The 23,149-nt window shown below is 64.9% G+C and carries 20 protein-coding genes and 2 pseudogenes; 13 read left to right on the forward strand and 9 right to left on the reverse strand.

Going from position 1 to position 23,149, the window contains the following annotated elements; translation table 11 throughout:
• Window positions 1-86 precede the first annotated feature (86 nt).
• The 5 genes from NMLP_RS12330 (at window position 87) to NMLP_RS12350 (ending at window position 4,114) form a co-directional block, all read left to right on the forward strand.
• Window positions 87-299, forward strand: coding sequence for an amphi-Trp domain-containing protein (locus NMLP_RS12330; RefSeq protein WP_197538031.1), 213 nt, complete (start codon window positions 87-89; stop codon window positions 297-299).
• A gap of 68 nt (window positions 300-367) precedes the next feature.
• Window positions 368-763: a VanZ family protein gene (locus tag NMLP_RS12335; protein ID WP_049926550.1), complete on the forward strand. Its 396-nt coding sequence runs from the start codon at window positions 368-370 to the stop codon at window positions 761-763.
• A 42-nt stretch (window positions 764-805) separates the two neighbouring features.
• Complete coding sequence (locus NMLP_RS12340; protein WP_015410456.1) at window positions 806-1,882, forward strand: archaeosine biosynthesis radical SAM protein RaSEA; 1,077 nt, start codon at window positions 806-808, stop codon at window positions 1,880-1,882.
• Window positions 1,883-2,237: 355 nt separating this feature from the next.
• Window positions 2,238-3,707 (forward strand): MATE family efflux transporter, encoded by a 1,470-nt coding sequence (locus tag NMLP_RS12345; RefSeq protein ID WP_015410457.1) that lies wholly within the window; start codon window positions 2,238-2,240, stop codon window positions 3,705-3,707.
• A 227-nt stretch (window positions 3,708-3,934) separates the two neighbouring features.
• Window positions 3,935-4,114 (forward strand): DUF7317 family protein, encoded by a 180-nt coding sequence (locus NMLP_RS12350; RefSeq protein ID WP_015410458.1) that lies wholly within the window; start codon window positions 3,935-3,937, stop codon window positions 4,112-4,114.
• A gap of 349 nt (window positions 4,115-4,463) precedes the next feature.
• On the opposite strand, the gene purQ is transcribed toward NMLP_RS12350, so the two are convergent.
• The 4 genes from purQ to NMLP_RS12370 form a co-directional block, all read right to left on the reverse strand.
• The gene (purQ, locus tag NMLP_RS12355) at window positions 4,464-5,138 is read right to left on the reverse strand and encodes a phosphoribosylformylglycinamidine synthase I (protein WP_015410460.1); all 675 of its coding nucleotides are present in this window, start codon (window positions 5,136-5,138) and stop codon (window positions 4,464-4,466) included.
• A gap of 112 nt (window positions 5,139-5,250) precedes the next feature.
• Window positions 5,251-5,502, reverse strand: coding sequence for a phosphoribosylformylglycinamidine synthase subunit PurS (gene purS / locus NMLP_RS12360; protein WP_015410461.1), 252 nt, complete (start codon window positions 5,500-5,502; stop codon window positions 5,251-5,253).
• A gap of 106 nt (window positions 5,503-5,608) precedes the next feature.
• The gene (locus NMLP_RS12365; protein ID WP_015410462.1) at window positions 5,609-6,535 is read right to left on the reverse strand and encodes a hypothetical protein; all 927 of its coding nucleotides are present in this window, start codon (window positions 6,533-6,535) and stop codon (window positions 5,609-5,611) included.
• A 221-nt stretch (window positions 6,536-6,756) separates the two neighbouring features.
• Window positions 6,757-7,761: a coiled-coil domain-containing protein gene (locus NMLP_RS12370; RefSeq protein ID WP_015410463.1), complete on the reverse strand. Its 1,005-nt coding sequence runs from the start codon at window positions 7,759-7,761 to the stop codon at window positions 6,757-6,759.
• 188 nt (window positions 7,762-7,949) lie between these two features.
• Between NMLP_RS12370 and NMLP_RS12375 the strand changes: the two genes are divergently transcribed.
• Window positions 7,950-9,155 (forward strand): NAD(P)/FAD-dependent oxidoreductase, encoded by a 1,206-nt coding sequence (locus NMLP_RS12375; protein WP_015410464.1) that lies wholly within the window; start codon window positions 7,950-7,952, stop codon window positions 9,153-9,155.
• A 132-nt stretch (window positions 9,156-9,287) separates the two neighbouring features.
• Here the strand turns inward: NMLP_RS12375 and NMLP_RS14640 are convergent.
• Window positions 9,288-9,664 (reverse strand): annotated as a pseudogene (locus NMLP_RS14640) (IS6 family transposase); the annotation flags it as partial.
• A 201-nt stretch (window positions 9,665-9,865) separates the two neighbouring features.
• Between NMLP_RS14640 and tnpA the strand changes: the two are divergent.
• The 3 genes from tnpA (at window position 9,866) to NMLP_RS12390 (ending at window position 12,277) form a co-directional block, all read left to right on the forward strand.
• Window positions 9,866-10,255, forward strand: a complete 390-nt coding sequence (gene tnpA / locus NMLP_RS12380; RefSeq protein ID WP_015410465.1) for an IS200/IS605 family transposase — start codon at window positions 9,866-9,868, stop codon at window positions 10,253-10,255.
• A gap of 4 nt (window positions 10,256-10,259) precedes the next feature.
• Complete coding sequence (locus NMLP_RS12385) at window positions 10,260-11,519, forward strand: RNA-guided endonuclease InsQ/TnpB family protein (RefSeq protein ID WP_015410466.1); 1,260 nt, start codon at window positions 10,260-10,262, stop codon at window positions 11,517-11,519.
• Between the two features lie 134 nt (window positions 11,520-11,653).
• Complete coding sequence (locus NMLP_RS12390) at window positions 11,654-12,277, forward strand: class I SAM-dependent methyltransferase (RefSeq protein WP_015410467.1); 624 nt, start codon at window positions 11,654-11,656, stop codon at window positions 12,275-12,277.
• A 98-nt stretch (window positions 12,278-12,375) separates the two neighbouring features.
• Here NMLP_RS12390 and NMLP_RS12395 read toward each other — a convergent pair.
• Window positions 12,376-12,678: pseudogene (locus NMLP_RS12395) on the reverse strand (MFS transporter); the annotation flags it as partial.
• 338 nt (window positions 12,679-13,016) lie between these two features.
• Here NMLP_RS12395 and NMLP_RS12400 point away from each other — a divergent pair.
• The 3 genes from NMLP_RS12400 (at window position 13,017) to NMLP_RS15500 (ending at window position 17,227) form a co-directional block, all read left to right on the forward strand.
• Window positions 13,017-14,942 carry a methyl-accepting chemotaxis protein gene (locus NMLP_RS12400; RefSeq protein WP_015410468.1) on the forward strand — a complete coding sequence of 642 codons (1,926 nt, stop codon included), beginning with the start codon at window positions 13,017-13,019 and terminating at the stop codon, window positions 14,940-14,942.
• A 98-nt stretch (window positions 14,943-15,040) separates the two neighbouring features.
• Complete coding sequence (locus tag NMLP_RS12405) at window positions 15,041-16,999, forward strand: PAS domain S-box protein (RefSeq protein WP_015410469.1); 1,959 nt, start codon at window positions 15,041-15,043, stop codon at window positions 16,997-16,999.
• Window positions 17,000-17,089: 90 nt separating this feature from the next.
• Window positions 17,090-17,227, forward strand: coding sequence for a hypothetical protein (locus NMLP_RS15500; RefSeq protein ID WP_160169598.1), 138 nt, complete (start codon window positions 17,090-17,092; stop codon window positions 17,225-17,227).
• A 655-nt stretch (window positions 17,228-17,882) separates the two neighbouring features.
• Here the strand turns inward: NMLP_RS15500 and NMLP_RS12410 are convergent.
• From NMLP_RS12410 to NMLP_RS12420, 3 genes are read right to left on the reverse strand one after another with little or no spacing between them, the layout of a single operon-like run.
• The gene (locus tag NMLP_RS12410; RefSeq protein ID WP_015410470.1) at window positions 17,883-18,875 is read right to left on the reverse strand and encodes an ABC transporter permease; all 993 of its coding nucleotides are present in this window, start codon (window positions 18,873-18,875) and stop codon (window positions 17,883-17,885) included.
• Window positions 18,875-19,975, reverse strand: a complete 1,101-nt coding sequence (locus tag NMLP_RS12415; protein ID WP_015410471.1) for an ABC transporter permease — start codon at window positions 19,973-19,975, stop codon at window positions 18,875-18,877. Before NMLP_RS12415 ends, NMLP_RS12410 begins: the two co-directional genes overlap by 1 nt.
• Complete coding sequence (locus NMLP_RS12420; protein ID WP_015410472.1) at window positions 19,972-21,660, reverse strand: ABC transporter ATP-binding protein; 1,689 nt, start codon at window positions 21,658-21,660, stop codon at window positions 19,972-19,974. The genes NMLP_RS12415 and NMLP_RS12420 overlap by 4 nt, the downstream gene beginning before the upstream one ends.
• A 310-nt stretch (window positions 21,661-21,970) precedes the next feature.
• Between NMLP_RS12420 and NMLP_RS12425 the strand changes: the two genes are divergently transcribed.
• Window positions 21,971-23,101 (forward strand): BMP family ABC transporter substrate-binding protein, encoded by a 1,131-nt coding sequence (locus tag NMLP_RS12425; protein ID WP_049926556.1) that lies wholly within the window; start codon window positions 21,971-21,973, stop codon window positions 23,099-23,101.
• Window positions 23,102-23,149: the final 48 nt, after the last annotated feature.

Consider the following 23,149-nt stretch of genomic DNA (forward strand, 5'->3'; position numbering starts at 1 on the left):
TCGAGCGTCTCGGGCGGCGGGCGGCGTCCCGAGCGTCTCGGCCGGGTGACGTCGAGACGATTACCGACGGGTTCTTCGAGTGGGAAGTGTATCTCTCCGGCGAGGAGACCGCGTCGTTCCTTCGGACGCTCGCCGACGCTCGCGAGGACGACAGCGAAGTGACAATCCACGGCAACGATTGGGAGATCCTACTTAAGTGCGCTGAGCTGATCGAAGTCGAGATGGAGATTTTAAATCGCTCCGGGCGGGAAGTTGAGTTCGAGGAACTGGAGGACAACGGTCGCCTCTCGGCGGAGTAGGGTGGCGTTCACACGGGCGACGGCAGTATTTTATATACCCATCTATGAAAAGCGATCGTGCCCAGCCTGTGAGTCGTCCCACCCCTCTCGGGCCGTTTCGGTACGTCGTCGTAATTGGCTGTGCGGCCGCGATCCTCGCCGCCTCGATCGTTGCGCCCGGAGACGGCGTTCCCCGGACGATGGGGATCGAAACCACCGTTTATTTTCACCTCGTCGGCTACGCCGGGTTGGCCGCGGCGCTCGGCCACGCCGCCCGGTCGGCCGACCGACGAACCCTCCTCCTCGTCGCGGCCGTCGTGACGCTGTACGGCGGAGGGATCGAGGCCGTCCAAGGGCCGATTCCCTACCGAACGATGTCGGGGGCGGACGCGGCGACAAACGCCGTCGGCGCGGCGCTCGGGACGGGCGCCTGGCGGCTCCTCGGGCGGCGTCTCGGCGCGCGTTTCGACACCGATGACGGCTGACGCTCCGACACGGATTTACGCGCCGACGGCATATTCGGGCCAATGAGTCAGCCGACGCCGGAGGTCTACGAGTCCGGGCGGGGGATGGACGCCCACAACGAGGTGATGCGGGAGATCCGCGCCCGCAACGACGAGAGCTACGACCCCACGGAGCCGACGCGGGTGTGGCTCGACGAGGATAACACCCCCGACGGGGTGCGGACCTCGCTTACGATCATCCTGAACACCGGTGGTTGCCGGTGGGCGCGGGCCGGCGGCTGTACGATGTGTGGCTACGTCGCCGAAAGCGTCGAGGGCGGCACCGTCGCCCACGAGGATTTGATGACGCAGGTCGAACACTGCCTAGAACACGAGGCCGACACCGCCGACGCCCCCGCCGAGTTGATCAAGATCTACACCTCCGGGTCGTTCCTCGACGAACGAGAAGTGCCCGCCGGGACCCGCGAAGCGATCGCCCAGACGTTCGCCGACCGCGAGCGGATGGTCGTCGAATCCCTGCCAGATTTCGTCGACCGCGAGAAACTGGCCGCGTTCGTCGATCGCGGCCTCGCGGTCGACGTGGCGGTCGGCCTCGAGACCGCGACCGACCGCGTCCGCCACGACGCCGTCAACAAGTACTTCGACTTCGCGGATTTCGAGGCGGCCTGCGCCGAGGCCCGGGAGGCGGGCGCGGGCGTCAAGGCGTATCTGTTGATGAAGCCCCCGTTCCTCGCTGAACCCGACGCCGTCGAGGACATGAAACGGTCCGTCCGGCGGTGTGGCTCCGTCGAGGGCTGTCACACCGTCTCGATGAACCCCTGTAACGTCCAGCGCCACACGATGGTCGAGGAGTTGTACCACGACGGCGGCTACCGACCCCCGTGGCTGTGGTCGGTCGCCGAGGTGCTCGAGGCGACCGCCGACGAGGACGTCATCGTCGTCTCCGACCCCGTCGGGCACGGCTCCGACCGCGGCTCGCACAACTGTGGCGAGTGTGACGACCTCGTCCAGCGGGCGATCAAGGACTTCGACCTCCGACAGGACCCCTCGGTGTTCGAGGAGGTCTCCTGTGCGTGCGAGTCGACATGGGCGTACGTCATGCGCGAGGAGACGGCGTACAACCAGCCGCTGGTCCGGTAGCCGACTGGCACCCTCTGTCGTGTCCGGTCCCCGTCGGGTCGATCCGCACTCAACCCCGTCTTCTCCCTGCATCGTCTCGACCGGATTTTACCGAGCTGTCTCGATGGGTCCAGTCAGCCAGTCGGATTCGGGGGATCCACCGCGACTGCGGCGACTTACACCCATCCTCGACGCCACCCATACGCCTCCGACGGTCTCCCGTCCCCCTCGACGCTCCCGATGAGCCGATCACGATGAATACACGCCCGCCTGAGCCGATCACGATGAATACACGCCCGCCTGAGCCGATACCCCGACCGTCCGCCCACCGTCGAGCCCGCAGCTTCACCCGGCGAGCGCGAGCGGGAGTCGCTAGATGAGCCGTTCGTCACCGCGAGATCGGGCAGTCAACGTCACGGACGGTGCCCTGCTCAAACCGCTCGTCGTCCTCTCGATCCCGATCGTCCTGACGAACGTGCTTCAGGTCGGCTACAACCTCGCCGACACGTTCTGGGTCGGTCGCCTCGGTCAACCGGCCGTCGCGGCGCTATCGTTTTCGTGGGCTATCGTCTTCCTTGTTATTGCTCTCTCGCTCGGTTTCTCTGTGGCCGGAACTGTTCTCGTCGCCCAGAACAAGGGCGCGGGACGGGTCGAGCGCGTGGGCCGGGTGGCCGGCCAGACGATCACGGTCGTGTTGGGTGTCTCACTCGTCTTTTCGGTCGCTGGCTACGCGCTCGCGCCGACGCTTCTGGAACTCCTCGGGGCGGTCTCCGGCTCGCCCGAGCACCGCCTCGCCGTCGCATACACTCGCACGATGTTCGTCGGCATCCCGTTTATTTTCGGCTTCTTCGTCTTCCAGTCGCTGCTGCAGGGGTGGGGCGACACGCGGACGCCGCTGTATCTCATGGCCTTCGGCGTCGGGCTGAACGTGTTCATCGACCCGTTCTTCGTCCTCGGCTTCCAGGACAACGCGCTGTTCGCATGGCTCGGCGCGGAGTCCCTGGAGACGACGCTGTACGCGGCGACTGGGTTCTCGGGGCTCGGCATCCGGGGCGCGGCGCTGGCGACGATCTGCTCGCGGGGGATCGGCGCCGTCGTCGGCATCTATCTGCTGTTGTCGGGGTCGGTCGGCATCGAACTCGTCCCCTCGGACTTCCGTCCGCGATTCGATACGGTGCGCGATCTCCTCCGGATCGGCGCGCCGGCCAGCGTCGAGATCTCGACGAGCGCGCTGAGCGTGACGATCCTGACCGCCCTCGTCGCCGTCGCCGGGTCGGACGCGGTCGCGGCCTACGGGATCGGATCGCGGGTCACCTCGATCGTCGTGCTGCCGGCGCTCGGGCTCGCTCGGGGGGTCGAAACCGTCGTCGGACAGAACCTCGGCGCCGAACAGCCGGATCGAGCGAGACGGGGTGTGATCGCCGCTTCGGGGATCGTCGTCGCGTCGCTTCTGGCGTTCAGCGCCGGCACGTACCTGCTCGCCGAGCCGATCATCGGGCTCTTCATCTCCGGGACCGGTGCAGTCGCCGTCACGGACACCGGCGGCGAGTACCTCCGGATCGTCGGGTCGACGTACGTATTCGTGGGGCTGTTCTACGTCGTCCAGGGCGGGTTCCGCGGCAGCGGCGACACGCGGACCGCGATGGTGTTCGCGTTCTTGGGCTTTATTGTATTCCGATCCGCCTTCGCCTACGCCCTCGCGGTCCCCGGCGGCTTCGGCGCGACCGGCGTCTGGTACGGCGAGGCGCTGGCGAACGTCCTGATGGCGCTGGCCGTTGCTGGTTACTTCTCGCGCGGGCGTTGGGACGGGCGCGTGATCGACGACGACGCCGCGGAATCGGCCTGAGTTGCCCCGCGGTACTCGTTGTCTAGTCTCGTCCCGCTCCGTCCTGCCCGTTTCGCGCGTTTTTGCACTACAATCCGGTGTCGAGTGCCGTCCTCACGCCGCCGTCCCGATTCGGACCTCTTTTTGAAATGCATGTTTAGTTTTACAGCGATATACTGTCAGATCCGCGCTCAAATATCTCCAAAATATTTAAGTATCTGCACTACTTACGGTTATTTGAATAACGAATGTCATATCGATCACTGACGGCGACGCTCACTCTGTATCGCGGCGGGACACTCACCCTCGAAGAGGCGGCGAGGCAAAGCGACGTCCCGCCGGTCGAGTTGGCCGCCGAACTCCGTTCCCGCGGCATCCCGGTTCGCGAGGAAGCCCGGGCGGACGTGACAGAACGGACGACCACCTGATCGCGGCCCTGACGCGTCCTCACCGAACATAATGGAAGAACACTCACGGGAATCCGAGCGCGACGTACCGTCGAAGCCGACGCTTTTCTGCCCGGACTGTGGGCACCGGAGCCGCAGCGACGGCGACTGGCGGGTCGTCAAGTCGTGTCGCGACACCCGTTATCTGTGCCCCGGCTGCGGGGCGGAACTCACTGTCAGACCGGAGTTCCCGTCGCGGTCTGGGAACCGCCCCGTCGTGGCCTGGCGGCCCTGGGACGGTCTCCGCGTGTGGTTGCGGTTGTGGCGCAAGACGACGCCGGCCTGAACGCCCCCTCCTCGCTGCCCTTCGCTCCGACCGGAAACGGTACCGCTACTCAAACGCCCGGAGGATCTCCTGTCCGTCAGTCGGACCGATGTCGGGGAGGCTGGCCCGCTCGGGGTGGGGCATCAACACCGCGACGTGATCGTTCTCGCCGAGGACGCCTGCCACGTTGTGTTTCGAACCGTTCGGGTTGGCCGCGTCTGTGACCTCGCCGTCGGCGTCGCAGTATCGAAAGAGCACGCGGTCGTCGGCCTCGAGGGTCGCGAGCCGATCGTCGTCTATCTCGAAGCGCCCCTCGCCGTGGGCGATCGGGATCTCGATCACGTCGCCCTCGTCGTAGGCGGCGGTCCAGGGCGTCTCGGCGTTCTCGACGCGCAGGTACACCGGCTCACACTGGAACCGGGCGCTTCGGTTCGTGGTGAACGCGCCGGGAGTGAGCCCGCTCTCAGAGCCGATCTGTGCGCCGTTGCAGACGCCAAGGACGGGCGTCCCCGAGTCGGCGGCCGCCCGGACGTCATCGAGGACGGGAGTGCGCGCCGCCATCGCGCCGGCACGGAGGTAGTCGCCGTAAGAGAAACCGCCGGGGATGACGATCCCGTCGGGGTCCGCCGGGAGGCCGTCGGCGTGCCAGACGATCTCGCACTCGATGCCGAGGTGTTCGAGCGCGCGGACGGCGTCGCGGTCGCAGTTCGAGCCGCCGAAGCGGATGACTGCCACGCTCACAGCGATCCCTCCGTGGACGAGTTGGGGGTGGCAGTCATCGTGGATGCCACGCTCACAGCGATCCCTCCGTGGACGAGCGCGGTGCGACGGTTGTGCGGTCGATCGCGCGCATCTACGCCTCCGCGACCTCGACGTCGTAGTCGTGGATGGTCGGGTTCGCCAACAGCCGCTCGGCCATTTCCGTGGCGCGGGCCTCGGCGTCATCGGCGTCGGCAGCGTCCACGTCGACCTCGAAGCGGTCGGCGGACCGGAGATCCTCGAGTTCGAACCCGAGCCGTTCGAGCGCCTGCTGGGTCGTCTCGGCCTCGGGATCGAGGACGCCCCGCTTCAGCCGAACGGTGACGGTCGCGGTGTAGGCGGTCATACGTAAGCGGGCGTGTTCGTGCGTCAAAACGGTTGTGGGTTCGGATGAGTATCCACGTTCGTGGGTGCCGATCGGTAACGGGATCGTACGCGCCGCTCGGCCGGCCTCACTCCGAGAGCGCCTCGATCGAAGCCCCGTGGGCGCGCCAGAAAGCGTCGGTCGCGACGGTCGACTCGACGACGAGCAGCCGTCCGTGTCTCGAAACGGCGTCGACGTCGAGTCGACCGTCGCCGGCGACGCCCCGCGCGAGCTTTGAGGCCTCCCCGGCCGACAGCGATGACGGGTCGACGACCGCGCCGTACCGGAGTCGGCTCTTAGCTCGTCCCACTTCCACGGCCACGCCGACCGCCTCGACCGCACCGAGGAGGAGATCGAGACCGTCGACCGAGCTATCCGCCCGCGACCGGAGCCGCGAGCGTGTCCCGTCCCCGAGCGTGGCGTAAGCGACGGCGTCGCCCGAGAGCGCGGCCGGCGCGACCCGATCCGCCTCGGCGTTCCCGGCGGCGCGTCGAGCGCCCGAGGCGGCGTGATCGACCGCCGCGGCGTCGTCCTGCCCATAACCGACCGCGAGCGTCGAATCGGCCACGCCGATCGCGTAGCCCGGTTCCGGGACGGCACCGCACTCGAAGCCGTCCCACGCTTCGACGCCGTCGAAGGCTTCCCGGGCCGGCGACAGCGCCCGTCTGACCTCGGCGTCGATCGACCCCTCGGCGACCGCACAGCCGCCAGCGACCCGGCTCCCTTCGATCCCGACGCTCGCCGAGACCGGACCGAACGCGTCCGGATCGACGGACGGATACCGGTCTCCGGTGCCGGGCCGGATCGATCCGACGCCGGCGGGCAGTCCGATGGTCTCCGGAAGCGAGGGGTCGACGCGTGCGGTCAGCGTCGTTCCCGCCCCGGCGGTCCGTCCAGTCGCGTGGAACGGCGTCGGTTCCGGGGGCGCGGCTGTCGCGGTGGCGGCGGACACCCCGAGAGCGCTCCCGACGACGAGCGCCGAGATGCCGCGGACAAGCCCGCGTCGACGGATCATCGGTGTGGCCCCTGGGACTGCGGGAATCTCGTTCCGGACGCTGACGCGGCGGAGGTGTCCGGAGGCGATGCGACGACGGCGGAGTACGATCGGCTCGCGGGGTGGAGGGCTGATCGCACGCGGGCAACCAATCGTGCCATACGCTGTGATCCGGTGGTGGGCGCTCGGAGATAAATACCTGTCCACGGGCACCGCCGCTGGCCGGTGTTCCGATCGGACAGTCATTCGGTATCTGGTCGATGCCGCTCCATCAGAGCCTCGAGTTCCCCCCAGGCAACCGGCGGCTCTATCGTCTCGACTGCCCGCTCGAGCGCCCGCAGGCGGTCGCCGAACCGGTCCTGCCAGGCGGGGTCGGCGAGGGCTGCGAGTCGGTCCCCGACGGCGTCGTGACGCGATGCCAGCCCCTCGAGCCGCGGCTCGATGTCCGGCGGCCGCTCGGCGTCCTCGCGGTCGGCCCACGCCCGCAGCGTCCTCAGTTCCGCCCGCAGGTCCGACAGCAACGGACCGGTGACGCGGTGTCGGATCGACGCCCTCGCCCACTCGACCGCCGGCTCGTCTGTGCCCGTCCCGTCGGCCGCGAGCGCGTCGACGGTCCCCTCGAGCTCGTCCAGCGACGCCGCGAGCGCGGCGGCGTCGGCGACGAGTTCCTCGCCCCGGCGGCCCGGGTCGTCGAGCCACGCGCCGAGGTCGTCGAGGTCGAACTGGAACCCGTCGGCAGCGCGCCCGAGTTCCTCGGCCGTGGCCACGGTCTGCTGTATCTCCAGGCCGAGCGCGTAGAGGTTGGCATCCGCCCTGTGCTCGACGATTCGCTCTACGCGCTCGTCGAGGGTGGCCACCTGTTCCCGCATACGATCGAGCCGAGCGTCGAAGCCCTCGAGCCGCGCCGCGACGATGTCCAACTCCGAGACGGGGGCGGCCATGGTGCGGACGTCAGCCAGTTTCGTGGCGGCCAGCTCCGTGCGCTTCTCCGCCGCCGCCGCCGCTTTCGAGGCGCGCCCGACGGCGGCGGCCGATCGTCTGACGACGCCGTCCTCGGCGACGACAGCGAGCGTCTCGCGTACAGCGTCCGAATCCGTCGGATCCTCGACGACGGCGCTGACCGCCGCCTCCAGGGGCAGCCCGTCGAGACCTCCCTCACCTCGGGGGTCGCCGCGCTCCTCGCTCGGCGTCTCCGAGGGCGCCCCTCGCTCGCCCTCGCGACCACCACCGGGTTCGTTTCCGCTCATATGGATCCCTTTCGCGTGCTGCTCCCTTATTGTATGGATCCCTTTCGCGTGCTGCTCCCTTATTGTATGGATCCCTTTCGCGTGCTGCTCCCTCATCGATTCGATCGCTCGCGCGGACGCCGACGACCCGACGCCGCCTCGAGGGCGCGTGCCATTTATATACGCCTCCGGCCCTCTTATAACTACGAATGCCATCAACTGCGAAAGATGTCGCCGTTCTCGGCGGGTCCGTCTCGGGGCTGGCGGCGGCGGACGCACTCGACGAGGTGGACTCCGTCGGGGAGGTCCGCGTCTTCGAGCGCCAGCAGTACGACGACAGGCGGGTCGATTGCGGGGAAGCGATCAACGACGCGACTCTCGTCCCGCTGGAGAAGACACCCGAGAACGGGTTCGTGAACGACGTCGAGGGGTTTCAACTCCGCGTGTACGGCGGGACCGATCGACACCCGCGCTCGGCCCCGATCGGCGTCTCCAGGCTCGGATGTGAGCCGGGGTACATCTGCGAACGCGACACGGTCGAGCGGCGCTGGGCCGAGACCCTCTCGGAGCGGGGCGTCGTCTTCGAGACCGGACGGTCGGTTACCCCTGGAATGTATCGCGATCTCGTCGACGAGTACGACTACGTGGTCGACGCGACCGGACAGCCAGCGTTAACGCAGAAGGTCCGCGACACGGTCCCGTCGTACACCGGAGACATGGTTGCGTTGAACGCCACCGTCGAGGGCGACTTCGGGAGATACGTCGACCGCCCGCGCATCTTCTTCGAGGGGTACGTCGGCTACGCGTGGTCGTTCCCCAAGTCCGAACGGCGCGCAAACGTCGGAATTGGATGGGCGGGCGATCGCCGGCCCGACGACTACATGCAGGCGCTGGCGGCGGCCGCCGAACGGAACGGGTTCCCGGTCCCCGATCGCGGGGACGTCAACATCTACACGATCCCGCGGGGTCCGAGCCTCGATCCGCGGGCGACGTACGTCCCGGCGGACGGCGTCTTCTTGGTCGGCGACGCGGCCGGAATCGCGAACCGATATCAGGGCGAAGGGATCTGTCAGGGTATCCGGTCGTCGTACCTCCTCGCGGACGCCCTCGCCGACGGTCGTCCCGAAGCCTACCCCGATCGGCTGTACGAGTCGATGAAAGCCGAGTACCGACTCGCACACCTGATGCGGGGCGCATGGGTCGAACACGAGGACCCGGAACTGCTTGCGGCCGTCGCCGAGGCGCTGGACGGGTTGAGTATCGACGACATCACCCGACGCCCTCGTCGGGTGATCCGACGGGTGTTGAACTCCCCCCGGGTCGCTGCCCGACTCGTCGCCGACGGCGGGATGCTCGGGCGCCTTGTCGACGCGTACACCGATTCGTGGGAGTACGACACCGGGACGTCGGCCTAATCGGCCGGCGTGCTTGCCGGTGCCGGGCCGGCGTCCGGAGGCGCCGGAGCGCCGATTTTACCCACGCCGGACCTCTTCGGACGCCCAGCGGGGTAGTGTTCAGATACGCTGATTCCATGCGAAGGCGAACGATCAAAGCCACTCGTCGTCGGTGTCTGCGTCGGCGTTATTAAAACAGTGTGAGAAGCTGGTAGTTCGTTTTTATTTATCCACAGACACGTTCGACGCTATTTCCGATTTCCGTGGTTGTTATACTTGAAATCGAGACCGTGTCGCTGACAGGCGTTTTTCAACGAGTGCGGGCCGTCGATGAGAAACACGGCGTCTTCTACGTCGTGTTTCTCATGGATCTCGGTGAAGAACGCGTGAGCAACTACGCTGTCGGTGGTTAGCTCAAGCGTTGTGTAACGCAATTCGTTTGCTTTGGGATCGACAGCAGCGTACAGCCAATACTGCTCATTATTGCGTCGGATCACGGTTTCACCGACCGCAACGAGATCCGGGTTCTGAAAAAGCGCACCGCCTCACTCTTCATCCGTATTTGAACGCCGCCTCCGATCTCTACTATCTTTTTTCAAGGCGAGAATCCCGCCCTTCAGGGCGGGCGTGAAGCCGACAACTGCCTCACGTTCCACCGTCGGTTGCAGGCCGAATACCCCACGATGGCAAAACGTTATTAGAATTGGGTATGTAAAAATCAGTACGGCCAAATGAAGTATAACCTCGAAACCGGGTCGCACACAGTCTACGCGCTCCAATATCACTTTGTAACCGTCACAAAGTACCGCGCGGACATCCTCACCGACGAGATAGCCGAACGCATCGGTGAAATTGCCAGCGACATCACCGAGGATTTCGGCGTGAGCATCCAGAACGTCAACGGCGGTTCCGACCACGTTCACATCCTGTTCACGGCGAAGCCTACGACCAACCTCACCAAGTTCATCAACTCCCTCAAGGGCGTCACGTCCCGCAAAATCCGTGACGAGAACCCCGAGGTTCGGCAGGCGGTCGACAGCGCGTTCTGGCAACCGGGGTACTTCCTCGCCACCACCGGACAGGTGAGCATCGACGTGCTGATGGAGTACGTGGAGGAGTAGTAGCGTGTCTACGACCGCCACGAAGACGTTGCAGGCGACGTTCGCGCCACCTACCGCGCACAAACAGGAGAAACTGAACGACCTACTCGACACGTACCGTGACGGCCTGCAAGAAGCGTTCGACGCCGGGGCGAGTACCATGTCGTCGGTGAGCGACATCGTGACGCCCTACGACCTGCCGTATCAGGCCAAAGCCGCACTCTGCAACTACGTCCCGAAACTCCGCAAGACGTACAACGCGCAGGAGTTGGACGACGAACACCCGGTTCGGCTCACCAACCAAGCCGCGACGTTCGACCACTCGGAGGAGCGCGACTACGAGTTCACATGGTGGGTCCCCCGACCGGGGCGCGGGACGAACTTCTGGATACCGCTCCGCATCAACCCCGAACAGGAGGGGCTCTGGCACGACCTCGTATCGGAGGACGCGAAAGCGGGCGAGATACGGCTTCAACAGCACCGAACGAACTGGGTACTGCACGTCACCGTCGAGTACCCGGTCGAAGAACCAGCGACGGACGGTGACATCACGCACATCGGCTTAGACATCGGAGAGACCGCCCTCATCACGGGCTGTGCCCTCAAGGACGGTTCTCCGACTGACCCGCTTGTGCGTAGCGGAAGCAGAGCGAAGCATCTCCGCAAAGAGATGTACACGACCCTGAAACGACTCCAAGAGCGTGACGCATCCGAGTGGCGTACCGACGAACGGTTTGCCCACTACCAGAACGCGCTCACCGACATCGTGGAGAAAGCGTCTCGGGAAGCCATCGAGTACGCCCAACAGTTCGAGAATCCGGTGTTGGTGATGGAGGACTTGACGTACATCCGTGAGCGTCTCGACTACGGGAAGTACATGAACCGTCGGCTTCACTCGTGGGCGTTTGCTCGACTGCAAGGGCGCATCGAGGACAAGGCGACGGAAGCAGGTATCCCGGTCGAGTACGTGAATCCGGCGTACACTTCGCAGACGTGCCACTCGTGCCACCGCATCGGTCGGCGGGACTCCCAAGCCGAGTTCCGGTGTCCGCACGACGACTGCCACGTTTCGACGTTTCAGGCCGACATCAACGCTTCCGCGAATATCGCACGACGGGTTGACCCGTGGGGAGAGAGCGTCCCGCTTGACAAGGCCGGACGCGATGACTCGCCTCGGGATGGGAGCCGTAGTGACACGGCCACGACTCACCGTGAGACGAGCGCACCAGCGCAGATGACACTCACGGCCTACGAAGAGTCGAAACCCTCTACCAGCGACGACTGACTGGTATTCCCCATGCATGGGAAGCCTCGCCGTCGCCGGGCTTCGCCCGGCTGCTTGAGGGATCTTCAGTCCCTCTCCGTTTACCGCGAGGAGGATGTCACAATTTCAAGACGGCTCCCCACGAGCGTCTCGACGTGGCCGACGACCGCGAACGCTGGAACGAGACGTACCGTGGCGACGACGAGTTCGAACTCCCCGAGGACCCGATCCCCGAACTCGCGCGGCGGATCGACACGCTGCCCGGGGGACGTGCGCTGGACGTCGCGACCGGTACCGGACGCAACGCGCTCTATCTCGCTGAGCACGGCTACGACGTCGAGGCCGTCGACGTCTCCGACGAGGCGCTCGCGCGCGCCCGGCGCCGCGCCGACGAGCGGGGCGTCGACGTCACGTGGATCCGGGCCGACCTCACCGATCCCGGCTTCGACCTCGAGACGGGGGCCTACGATCTGATCACCGTGAGCTTCTTCGCCGCGCTCGATCTCCTGCCCGACCTCAAAGAGGCGCTCGCGCCCGGCGGCGTGTTGGTGTACGAACACCACCTCCGGTCGAGCGATCCGATCGAGATCGGTCCCTCGAGCGACCGACACCGGTATCGGTCGAACGACCTGCTCCGGGCGTGTCTTGACCTGACGATCCTCGGCTACGAGGAGCGCCGCCGCGAGGTCAGCGGCGGCACCGCCGCGGTAGCGACGCTTCTCGCCCGGAACTCGGGCGGCGGCGCCCAGTCGTACCCCGACCTCCCGGAGGGGCGCTGACGCGGCGCGTCGAACGCTGGCGCGTCCGTTCCGTGGCGTGCCGACGACATGGTTCCTCCGCGGGGATACTCGGAACGACGGCGCCCGCCTCGCCCGCCTCAGTCATCGCCGGGCGTGGCGGACGGGTTCTCGCCCGCCTCGTCGAGGACCCCGGCGCTGTTGGCAACGGGCGCGATGCTCGGCTGGAACACCCACGCCGCAAGCAGGATGATCGGGACCATCGACGCCGCGACGATCGAGTACCCCAGGTGGAGGTTACTGAGCCACGGCGCCGCGTAGACCAGCGGGTAGACGATGCCGCCGACGGTCCCGACGCCACCGACGATGCCGGCGACGGCCCCGGAACTGTCGGGAAACATCGCCGGTACCTGCGCGAAGATCGCCCCCTCGGCCCACGGACACGCGCGGCGACGAGACGCGAACCGATGCGACACGCCTTCGGGCCGCCCTCACGTACGGTGTTATATATAGATATATAAACAATCCAATACGACTCGGATGCGATACGCGAATGCGTGCGAGCGAATACGTTCGCCATAATTCGACGATCGACGAAGACTACCGCTGTATTGTGCCGAATGTGATTTATATATCGTATTATCACAACGGGACGTGAGACGACCTGCGGACACCTCATGCACGAATCACTATTCAATCTTCGTACGGTTTTGCCACGGAGGAGCGTTCGGTGTAACCGCGGCTACGCCTTTCTGATAGCCGTCTCTGCGACAACGTGTAGATGTCCACAGACACGTCGCAGTCTCCGATCGCCCGGTACGTCGAGAACACACCGAACGGCACCGAAATCCCCGAGGAGTCCTTCCGGAAGCGCCATCGCGGAATCTTGCTCTTCACCGCGGCGTTCGTACCGTTCGTATTCGTCATTAGCCGGCTAACCGGCGTTCAATCGGTCACCGGTGCCGAACTTCCGCCGATTCCACTCGTGCACTCGCTGGCCGGCACCGGTCTCGTCGCGGCGCTGTTGCTCGCGGCTGCGGTGCCGTTGTTGCCGCGTCGCCTCCGGTCGGCGCTGGCCGCGCTCGCGTTCATGACGGTCGGTTCCGTTCTCGCGTACTTCACCGGCGGGTTCATAGAGGCACACTTCCTGTATTTCGTCGGCGTCGGGGTGGTTGCCCTGTACGAAGACTGGGTGCCGTTCGGTATCACGATCGGCTACGTCGCGGCCCAACACAGCGTCTTCGGGCTCATCGAGTGGTTCACGGTCTACAACCACCCGGCGGCCATGGCCAACCCGGTCGTGTGGGGCGGCATCCACGCCGTCGGCGTGTTGATGCTCGCCACCACCATCACGTTTCTCTGGCAGTCGTTAGCCATCCAGCGCCAACAGGCCCGAGAGGCGATCCAGGAGAAACTCGACGAGGTCGAGGAAGCAAAACGGGCCGCCGAGGACAAACAACAGGAGGCCGCCCGACAAAAAGAGGAGATGACGGCGCTGAACCAGGCGCTGGAGGCGACGGCCACCGAGTTTCAGACCACGATGCGGGCCTGTGCCGACGGAGACCTCACGCAACGGCTGGACGACTCCGTCGACAACGACGCGATGGCCTCCATCGCGCGGGCGTTTAACGACATGATCGACGACGTCGAACGAACGGTCCTCGACATCCAGTCGTTCGCGGAGCGCGTCTCGAGCGCCAGCACCGACGTCGCCGGCAGATCGACCGAGATCAAACGGACGAGCGCTGCCGTCGAGGAGTCCGTCTCCGAGGTTGCAGCCCGCGCCGAAGAACAGGACGAGCAACTCCAAACCGTCGCCGGCGAGATCGGCGACCTGTCGGCCACAGTCGAGGAGATCGCCTCGTCCTCCGAGGAGGTCGCGGCCACGGCCGGAACCGCCGTCGATCTCGGGGAGACGGGGCGTACCCACGCCAACGACGCTACGGCGGAGATCACGGCCATCAAGTCCCAGACGACCGACGTCGCCGAGGAGATCACGGCGCTGAACGAGCAGATGGACCGGATCGGCGAGATCGCCGACATGATCGGCGAGATCACAGAACAGACGAACATCCTCGCGTTGAACGCCTCGATCGAAGCCGCCAGAGCCGACACCAACGGCGACGGGTTCGCGGTCGTCGCAAACGAGGTCAAGGGGTTGGCCGAGGAAGCCGCCGACGCCACAGACGAGATCGAACGACGCATCGAAACGGCGCAGGCGGTGACCGACGAGACGGTGGTGAGCATAGAGGAGATGCGCGGTCGCGTCGGGACGGGCGCAGAGACGATCGACGAGACCATTTCGATGTTCGACGACATCGCCACCGCGATCGAGGAGGCCGAAGGCGGAATCGCCGAAATCAGCGACGCGACCGACGATCAGGCCGCCTCCGCCGAGGAGATCGCATCGATGGTCGACGACGTCTCCGAGACGAGTCAATCCACCGCGCGCGAGTCGACCGACGTCGCCGAGCAAACCGCCAGCCAGGTCGAATCGCTGGAGGAGACCACTGCCGAGGTCGAGAAACTCGCCGACGTGGCGACCGAGCTCTCAGAGCAGGTCGCCGCGTTCACCACGACGGCCGATCAAAGCGCCGACACCACCGCGACAGGGCGGGGTGGTTCCGGGGGCGTCGAACGACCGCCAGCGGGACCGTCCGAGCCGCCAGCCCACGCCGACGGCGGTCGGCCGCCGGAGCGACGGTGACTCACCCCGCCGCGTTCGCTCGACGCTGGTCGCCTCCGGCTCGCCCGTCAGTTCCGGGACCTGCGTGTTTAACAGCGTTCACATACACGGTATAATCGATGGGTCGCGGACGCATCAGGATACTTCACGTCGACGACGAGCCGGACGTTGCGGACCTCGCGAAGACGTTTCTCGAGCGAAACAACGCTCGATTCGACATCACGACCACGGATACCGCAGCCGACGGGCTCGAGATCATACATACGCGACCGCCCGACTGTGTCGTCTCGGACTACAATATGCCCGGCACGGATGGCCTCGAGTTCTTACAAACCGTCCGGGAGTCGTATCCCGATCTCCCGTTCATTCTTTTCACCGGCAAGGGCAGCGAGGCTGTCGCCAGCGACGCCATCGCCGCGGACGTCACTGACTATCTTCAAAAGCGGCGCGGCACCGAACAGTACGAACTCCTCGCGAACCGGATCGAAAACGCCGTCCGGGCGCGACGCGAAACCGAGCGGGCGAACAGACAGGGCCACCTGATGCGCTTGACCGAGTTCGCCGGCGACACCGGTGGCTTCGAGGTGAACATGGACACCCGCGAGGTTCTTTTGACCGACGGCACCTGCCGACTCGTCGGCCTCTCCGACGAAGAGACCCTCTCGGTTGCGGCGGCATTAGAGCGGTATCATCCGGACGACAGAGCGTCCGTCCGGCGAACCGCCAGCCGGGCGGTCGAAACGGGCGAGCAGACGCACGGGTCGTGGCGGCTCCGGACGCTGGACGGCACCGAGCGGCGCGTGAACGTGACCATGACCCCGGACACGACCAGGGACGGCACCACCGTACTGCGGGGATCGATCCACGACGTGACCGATCGCGAGGAACGCCGGCGGGAGCTCCGGCTCCTCCAGCAGGCCATCGACGACGCGGACGTCCCGATCACGCTCGCCGACCCCTCCGAGGCGGACAGACCGCTCGTGTACGTCAACGAGGCGTTCGAAGAGATGACCGGCTATCCGCCCGAGCGAACGCTCGGACGCAACTGCCGGTTCCTCCAGGGCGAAGACACCGACCCCGAGACGGTCGCTGCGATCCGGGACGCCATCGACGACGAGGAGTCGATCTCCGTCGAGCTGCGCAACTACCGGAAGGACGGTACCGAGTTCTGGAACCGTCTGACCGTGACCCCCATCTACGACGACGGCGAGCTCGTCCGGTATCTCGGCACGCAGCGAGACGTCACGGAACAAAAGACCCACGAACGACGGCTGACCGAACTGAACCGGGCCGCCCAGACGCTCCTGACCGCAAAAACCCGACAGGAGATCGCCGAGGTCGGCGTCGAAGCCGCCAGCAGCGTTCTCGACCTCCGGGCGAACGCGATCCACTTCTCCGAGGCCGACGACACGCGGTTGGTTCCCGTGGCACATACCGATGCAGTGACCTCACTCGCCGGGGGGACGACGGCCCTCCCGGTGGCCGACAGCATCGCCGGACGAGTGTATCGACGCGGGGAGCCACAGGCGATCGGGGACGTACGGGCCGACCCTGACGTCCACGACCCGGAGACGAACCTGCGAAGCTATCTGTACCTCCCGCTCGGCGACCACGGCGTCTTGATCGCCGGGGACGAAGACGAAGCGGCGTTCGACCGACAGGACGTCACGCTCGGGGAGCTGCTGGCCGGGGACCTCGTCGCGGCGCTCGATCGGGTCGGACGCGAACGCGACGCCCGGGAGATCGAGACCCAACACCGGACGCTGATCGAGAACTTCCCCGACGGCGCGGTGTTCTTGTACGATTCCGACCGCCGGGTCGTCCGCGCCGGCGGATCGGAGCTGTCGGCGCTCGGAGTCGTCCCCGACACCGCGGAGGGAACGACACCGCGTGACCACTTTCCCCCCGAAATCGCTGACGAACTCGTCGGTCACCTGGAGGACGCGCTGAACGGGGCCGAGGCGACGTTCGAACGGGGACACGAGGGGACCCGATACCGTGTCCAGATCGTCCCCGTCCGGATCGACGACGGGGCAACCGCCTACGCGATGGCGGTGGTCCAGAACGTCATCGCGTAGCCACGGCGCTGACAGACACTCGAGCGCCGGAACGAACAGCTCGAGGCGTTCATCGACACCGTCTCCAACGACTTACGGAGTCCACTCGGCGTGGCCGCCGGCCACCTCGGGTCGGCCGCGGAGCCGGCCGCGGGATCGCACGTCGAGACGGCGAGCGACGCCATCGAGCGGAGCCGGCCGCCGATCGATTACCTCCCGATACTTATAAATAAAAGAATGTACGCGTGACGCAGAAAAGTCGCGCCGTTCGGCGGAGCGACCGGCGGATCTCTCGTGCGTCCGTTTCATACGGTTCGCCGAGGACGTACCGACCCGACACCCGCCGTTTTTCCGTACTGTGCTCCCGGCGCGTCTCCCCCGTTGCCGAAACAGTCGGAAAAAATATCTTTTGTGCAAATACTAAAAAATATATACATAGAACCGCTCCGATCCTCACGACGTTCGTCGTCCGAGACGGGGCGATGGCGTCGGTGGGCGTCTCTTCCTCGGCGCGGACGCTCGAGCGAAGACACCGCGTCCGGGGGCCGTGTTTCCCGCTCTCCCGTCGGAGGCACAGCGGGCACGTACGCCGTCGATACCGGACCGAACGGTACGATCGTAATCCGATCGTTCTGGGATATGCCGTAATAACTACCCCGTCATCGTCGAACCGAACCACAGCTTTTTGAACGACATCTGCTCCGGACCGTGTCTCGCCCCCGACTATCCCTCGGGAGGACGAACGTCCACACACGGTATCTCGTGCCCGCCTGTTAGGAAATATGTAATCAAATTATATATGTAAACGACTAGTAAACAGACTCGAATAGCCGAGCGTCACCGCATATAAAATAAGGTAAAATAAACGCAGGCGCTCGGCGTACTGCCCTCCGTCCGAACACACTCAGTCCGTCTCGCGGCTGTAGGATTCCAACAGCGCGGACGGAACCGCTAGCTGATTGCTCTCTGTTCTGATGACCGCATACGAGAGGACAACGATGGTCGCCACGTAGGGGTACGTCGACATGATCTGTGCGTTCATCGCGAACTCGAGAGCAGCGTTGATTGGACCCGCGACGGGCGTGTCGGCCCCGACGGATACCGACAGCGCTTGCGATCGCAACTGGAGGGCATCGAGTATGCCGAACAGATACGCCCCGGCGAGCATCCGTGTGGGCCGCCACTGGGCGAAAATAACGAGCGCAACGGCGATCCAGCCGCGGCCGGCGGTCATGCCGGGCACCCAAAGCTGTGAGAACGCGAGCGAGAGATGTGCGCCGGCGGCACCGGCAAACCCACCGCCGATCACTACGGCCAGATAGCGCAGCTTGAACACTGAAACACCCATGGTGTCCGCCATCTCAGGATCCTCGCCGACCGAGACGAGTTCCATCCCGAGGTTCGACCGGTTGAGAAGATACCACACGGCCGGGACGAGCGCGAGCGCGATGTAGTCCGTCGGCGTGTTACTGAACAGCGCCTCGCCGACCACCGGGATCTGAATCAGATACTGGCCGACGACCGGTACAGTGACTTCCGAAAAGCCGTCGATGCTTCGGTCTACCCACCCGGCGCCATAAAACGTCGTCAGCCCCGTTCCGAGTAGGGTCAACATAACGCCGCTTATAACCTGATTCGCCTTCAGTGTGACACAGAGAAAGGCGTGAATACCGGCTAGAAGCATTCCGGCGCCGATACCGACACAGAACCCGAGCCACGGACTTCCGGTCAACACGGTGGTGACGAACCCCCCGAGTGCGCCACCGAGCATCATTCCCTCGACGCCGAGGTTGAGTACGCCAGCGCGCTCGGTTATTAGTTCACCTAGGCCGGCGAAAATGAATACGGTCGCCACGGAAACGGTCGCACCGAGCAGGCCGGCGACGAATCCAGCCATCAGTCGTCCCCCCGCGTAGCGTCGGTTGTCGTCGACGGTGTCCCGCGCTCGAAACCGAGGCTGACGCGATACTGTTTGAAGAACTCACCGGTGATCAAAAACAGGATTATGAGCGCCTGAATGACGTCGACGAGTGCCGCCGGGATACCGAGAAAGACCTCCATGGTCGTCCCGCCAGTGAACAACAGCGCGAAGAACAGCCCCGCAAACAACACTTTGATCGCGCTCCCACGGCCGAGCAGTGCAATCGGGATCGCAGTGAACCCGTACCCCGGCTCGAAGCCGGCACGAAGACGCCCTTGAACGCCCGCTACCTCTCCGATCCCACCGATCCCGGCGAAGGCACCGCCCAGGACGAACACGAACAGATACACTTTATATTTGCTCATCCCGGCCTGCACCGCAGCTTCGTCGTTCGATCCCACGAAGTTGATCTCGAACCCGAGTCGCGTCCGGGTCATCAGGACGTATGTCGCTCCCACGAGTACCAGCGCAGCGGCGAGGCCGACGTGGACGCGCCCATACAGCGTCGGTAACGTCGCCGCCTCGGGGAGTTGAGCCGTCTGCGGGAAGTTGCCGGTGGTGCCTTTCATCGGCCCGCGGACCGCGTAGCTGAGAAGCTCCAGCGCAATGAAGGACAGCAAAAGCGACGTGATGATCTCGTTGATGTCCCACTTGGCACGCAGCCACGCCGGAATGGCTGCCAGTGCCCCCCCGGCGCCTGCTGCCGCGAGAAACATCAACGGTACGAGCGCGTACCCGGGCAGAGATACGTTCAACCCGACCCACGTACCGGCGAGCGCGCCGAACACCAGTTGCCCCTCGGCACCAATGTTGAACAACCCGGCCTTCAACGGTAGATACACCGCCAGACCGGCGAGCACTAACGGCACCGCGGCGATCAGCGTCTCCGTCTGCCCCTGGCTGCTCGTCGGGGTCTCGACGAGCATGAGCGAGTACGCTTCGATCGGGTCGACATCGATCACGAGAAGGACCAACGCCCCGACTCCCAGCGCCGCCAACACGGTAAAAACCGGGGCCGAGTACGCAACCCACGGGGGCGTTTCCTCGCGGGCGCTCACGTCCACGGTCGCGTTCATCGGCGCTTGGCCCCGTGTTCGTTCGCAACCGCCGTCGGCGAGCGACTCCCACCGCGCTTTCTCCGGCCATCGGTGTCGTTTCCGGTCCCGCCGCCGTTCATTTCGAGCCCGATCCGGTCGCGGTCGGCCGCCTCGGGCGTTGTCTCGTGGACGAACTCTCCCTCATAAATAACGAGGATTCTGTCGCTCAGGTCCGTGATTTCGTCGAGGTTCTCCGAAATAAGGAGGGTCCCGGTACCGTTCTGTCGCTGTTCGAGCAGCGCTTCGCGTATGAATTCGATCGCTCCCACGTCGACTCCTCGAGTGGGCTGGTTGGCGATCAGGAGGTCCGGATCGCGACTGAGTTCCCGGGCGAGAATCAACTTCTGTAGGTTCCCGCCCGAGAGGTCCCCCGCCTTCGTTTCGGCTACGCTGTCGACGCCCCGAACGTCGAACTCCTCGACGAGTGTCTCGGCGTAGGCGGTCAGTTCGTCGTAGCTCAGACTCGTCTTCCCGCCGAACCGGGCATCGGTGAACTCCTTCATCGCCGCGTTGTGTCGTATCGGGAGCTCCGCCGCGCAGCCGTACCGGAGACGATCCTCCGGGACGAACGAGACGTCATTCTCGACGAACTCCTTCGGCGTCGAACCGGCGAGGTCGGTGCCTCCGATCAGAATGCTACCGCCAGTGACCCCCCGTATTCCCGCCGTGACCTCGGCGAGTTCTTTTTGTCCGTTTCCGCTGACGCCAGCGACGCCGACTACCTCGCCTTCCCGTACCGTGAGGTCGATCCCGGAGAGCGCTTCGATTCCCCGGTCGCTCTCGGCGCTGACGTTCCGCAGTTCGAGAACCGGATCGCCGCGTTCGGTCTCGTCTTGCTCGATGTCAAAGAGGACTTCACGACCGACCATCATCTCTGCGAGGTCCGCCTTGCTCACCTCCGAAACGACGGCCGTTCCGGCGTTCTCCCCGTCCTGGAGGATGGTCACCCTGTCGACGACCGCCTCGACCTCGGCGAGCTTGTGCGTGATAAAAATGACAGAGAGTCCTCCCTCGGCGAGGCGCTCCAACGAATCGAACAGTTGGTCGGCCTCGGTCGGCGTCAGGACCGCCGTTGGCTCGTCGAGAATCAGGAGATCGACGTCCCGATAAAGCGCTTTGAGGATCTCGACGCGCTGTTGTTGACCGACATCGAGCTCCCACACCTTCGCGTCGGGATCGATGTCGAAGCCGTACTGGTCGGCTAACTGTTGAATCCGCCGCTTCGGGACGTCGAGCCCGAGCGAAAACAGCTGTGCGAGCGATCGGACGATATCGTTCGATCGGACCGACTCGGGCACCAGCCCCCCCGACGTCTCGTTTATCCGGAACGCACTCGCGGGTTCGCGCTCTCCCAACACGACGTTCTCGGCCACGCTCAAACGCGGGATCAACTGAAAGTGCTGGTGGACCATCCCGATTCCGGCATCGATCGCGTCCTGCGGCGACGCCAGTTCGAGACGGTCCCCATCGAGATAGATCGCACCGCTGTCCTGCGTGTACAGCCCGTACAGAACCTTCATCAGCGTGCTCTTTCCAGCCCCGTTCTCGCCGAGCAATCCATGAATTTCGCCGCGTTCGACGCGCAGGTCCACGTGATCGTTCGCGACCACACCGGGAAACTGCTTCAGAATACCGTCTAATTCCAAAAATGGCGATTCAGACATCTCGCATTCTCACGATGTGGACTCATGAGCAGACGAATATAAACTTTTCCACCGGGCTTCCCCGTATGTGATATAAAACCGCTGTAGACGGGGTTGTGATGGATTGTTTTTCATCGATCGTGGCTCTCTCGGTTCCCCGGTGGCCTACCCTCCGGGAAGCCCATCGAAGCCATTGGCAGACAACATCAAATATGTCCACTATATTTCGCAAAACACGTCTGTATGAGCATATTTATAACCATTCAATTGAATTACCCCTACGAACAGACGTGACAAACACTATGATCGACAGACTACTGGAGGCGAATGCATGCCGATGACGAATCGTCCGTCCCGGCGGAACGTGCTCAAGGGGCTCGGAGCGGCAACCGCGTTGACCGTCGCCGGCTGCACCGACAGTACGGACGCCGGCAACGGTGCGAACGCCGGAGAAGGCGCCGATACCGACACCAGTGGGGAAGCGGACGCCGGCGACACCGAAGTCACCGCCGCGTGGGTGTTCAATTCCGAAGTCGGCGACCTCGGTTGGTCCTGGGCGCACAACGAAGGGCGCAAGGCGGTCGCATCGGAGTACGACTGGCTGGAAACTCAGTTCACTGAGGCCGTCGCGCCGGAGGAATCGGAACAGGTGTTCCGGCGGTACGCCGACAGCGGCGTGGACATCATTTTCGGGTGTACGTTCGGGTATCAAGATACGATGGCGACGGTGGCCGAGGAGTATCCCGACGTCTACTTCGAGCACAACACAGGCTACACGACCCTCGAAAACATGGGGCGATTCATGGGGCGGATCTACGAAGCCCGCTATCTCGCCGGTCAGGCCGCGGGGCTGGTTTCGGAGACGGATACGCTCGGATACGTGGCCGCGTTCCCAATCCCGGAGGTCGTCCGCGGTATCAACGCGTACACGCTCGGTGCCGCGTCGGTCAACGACGCCGTCTCGACGAAGGTCCGATGGACTAACACCTGGTTCGACCCACCGAGCGAGAGCGAGGCTGCCAGCGCGCTGTTGGACGAGGACGTCGACGTGATGGCACAACATCAAGACTCACCGGCGGCGCTGACCGAAGCGGCCGACGCCGGAATCTGGGCGACGGGGTACGACGCGCCGATGGGCGAGCAGGCCGGAGAGCACTACCTCACCTCGCCGATCTGGCACTGGGAAGAGTTCTACGGGCCGACTGTCGAGGCCGTCAGAGACGACGAGTGGGAAGCCGACGCCTACTGGCAGGGGCTCGAGTCGGGGATCTGTAGCATCGACGACTGGGGACCGGATGTCTCACAGAACGTTAGAGACGAGGTTGCCGCGACCAGAGCCGAAATCGTCGAGGGATCGCTCGACATCTGGGCCGGAACCGAGTTCGAGGGTGAAAGCGACGAGTTCCTCTTCCAAGAAATGAGCAGTTACGTCGAATCGGTCGACGGCGAAGTCCCCTCTTGAGCGCTCGATAGCGCTCGATTCTTAGTCGACGGGGCGTTCGGGGAACCG

Origin of the sequence: Natronomonas moolapensis 8.8.11, from assembly GCF_000591055.1 — an archaeon.
Classification (GTDB): Archaea; Halobacteriota; Halobacteria; order Halobacteriales; family Haloarculaceae; genus Natronomonas; species Natronomonas moolapensis.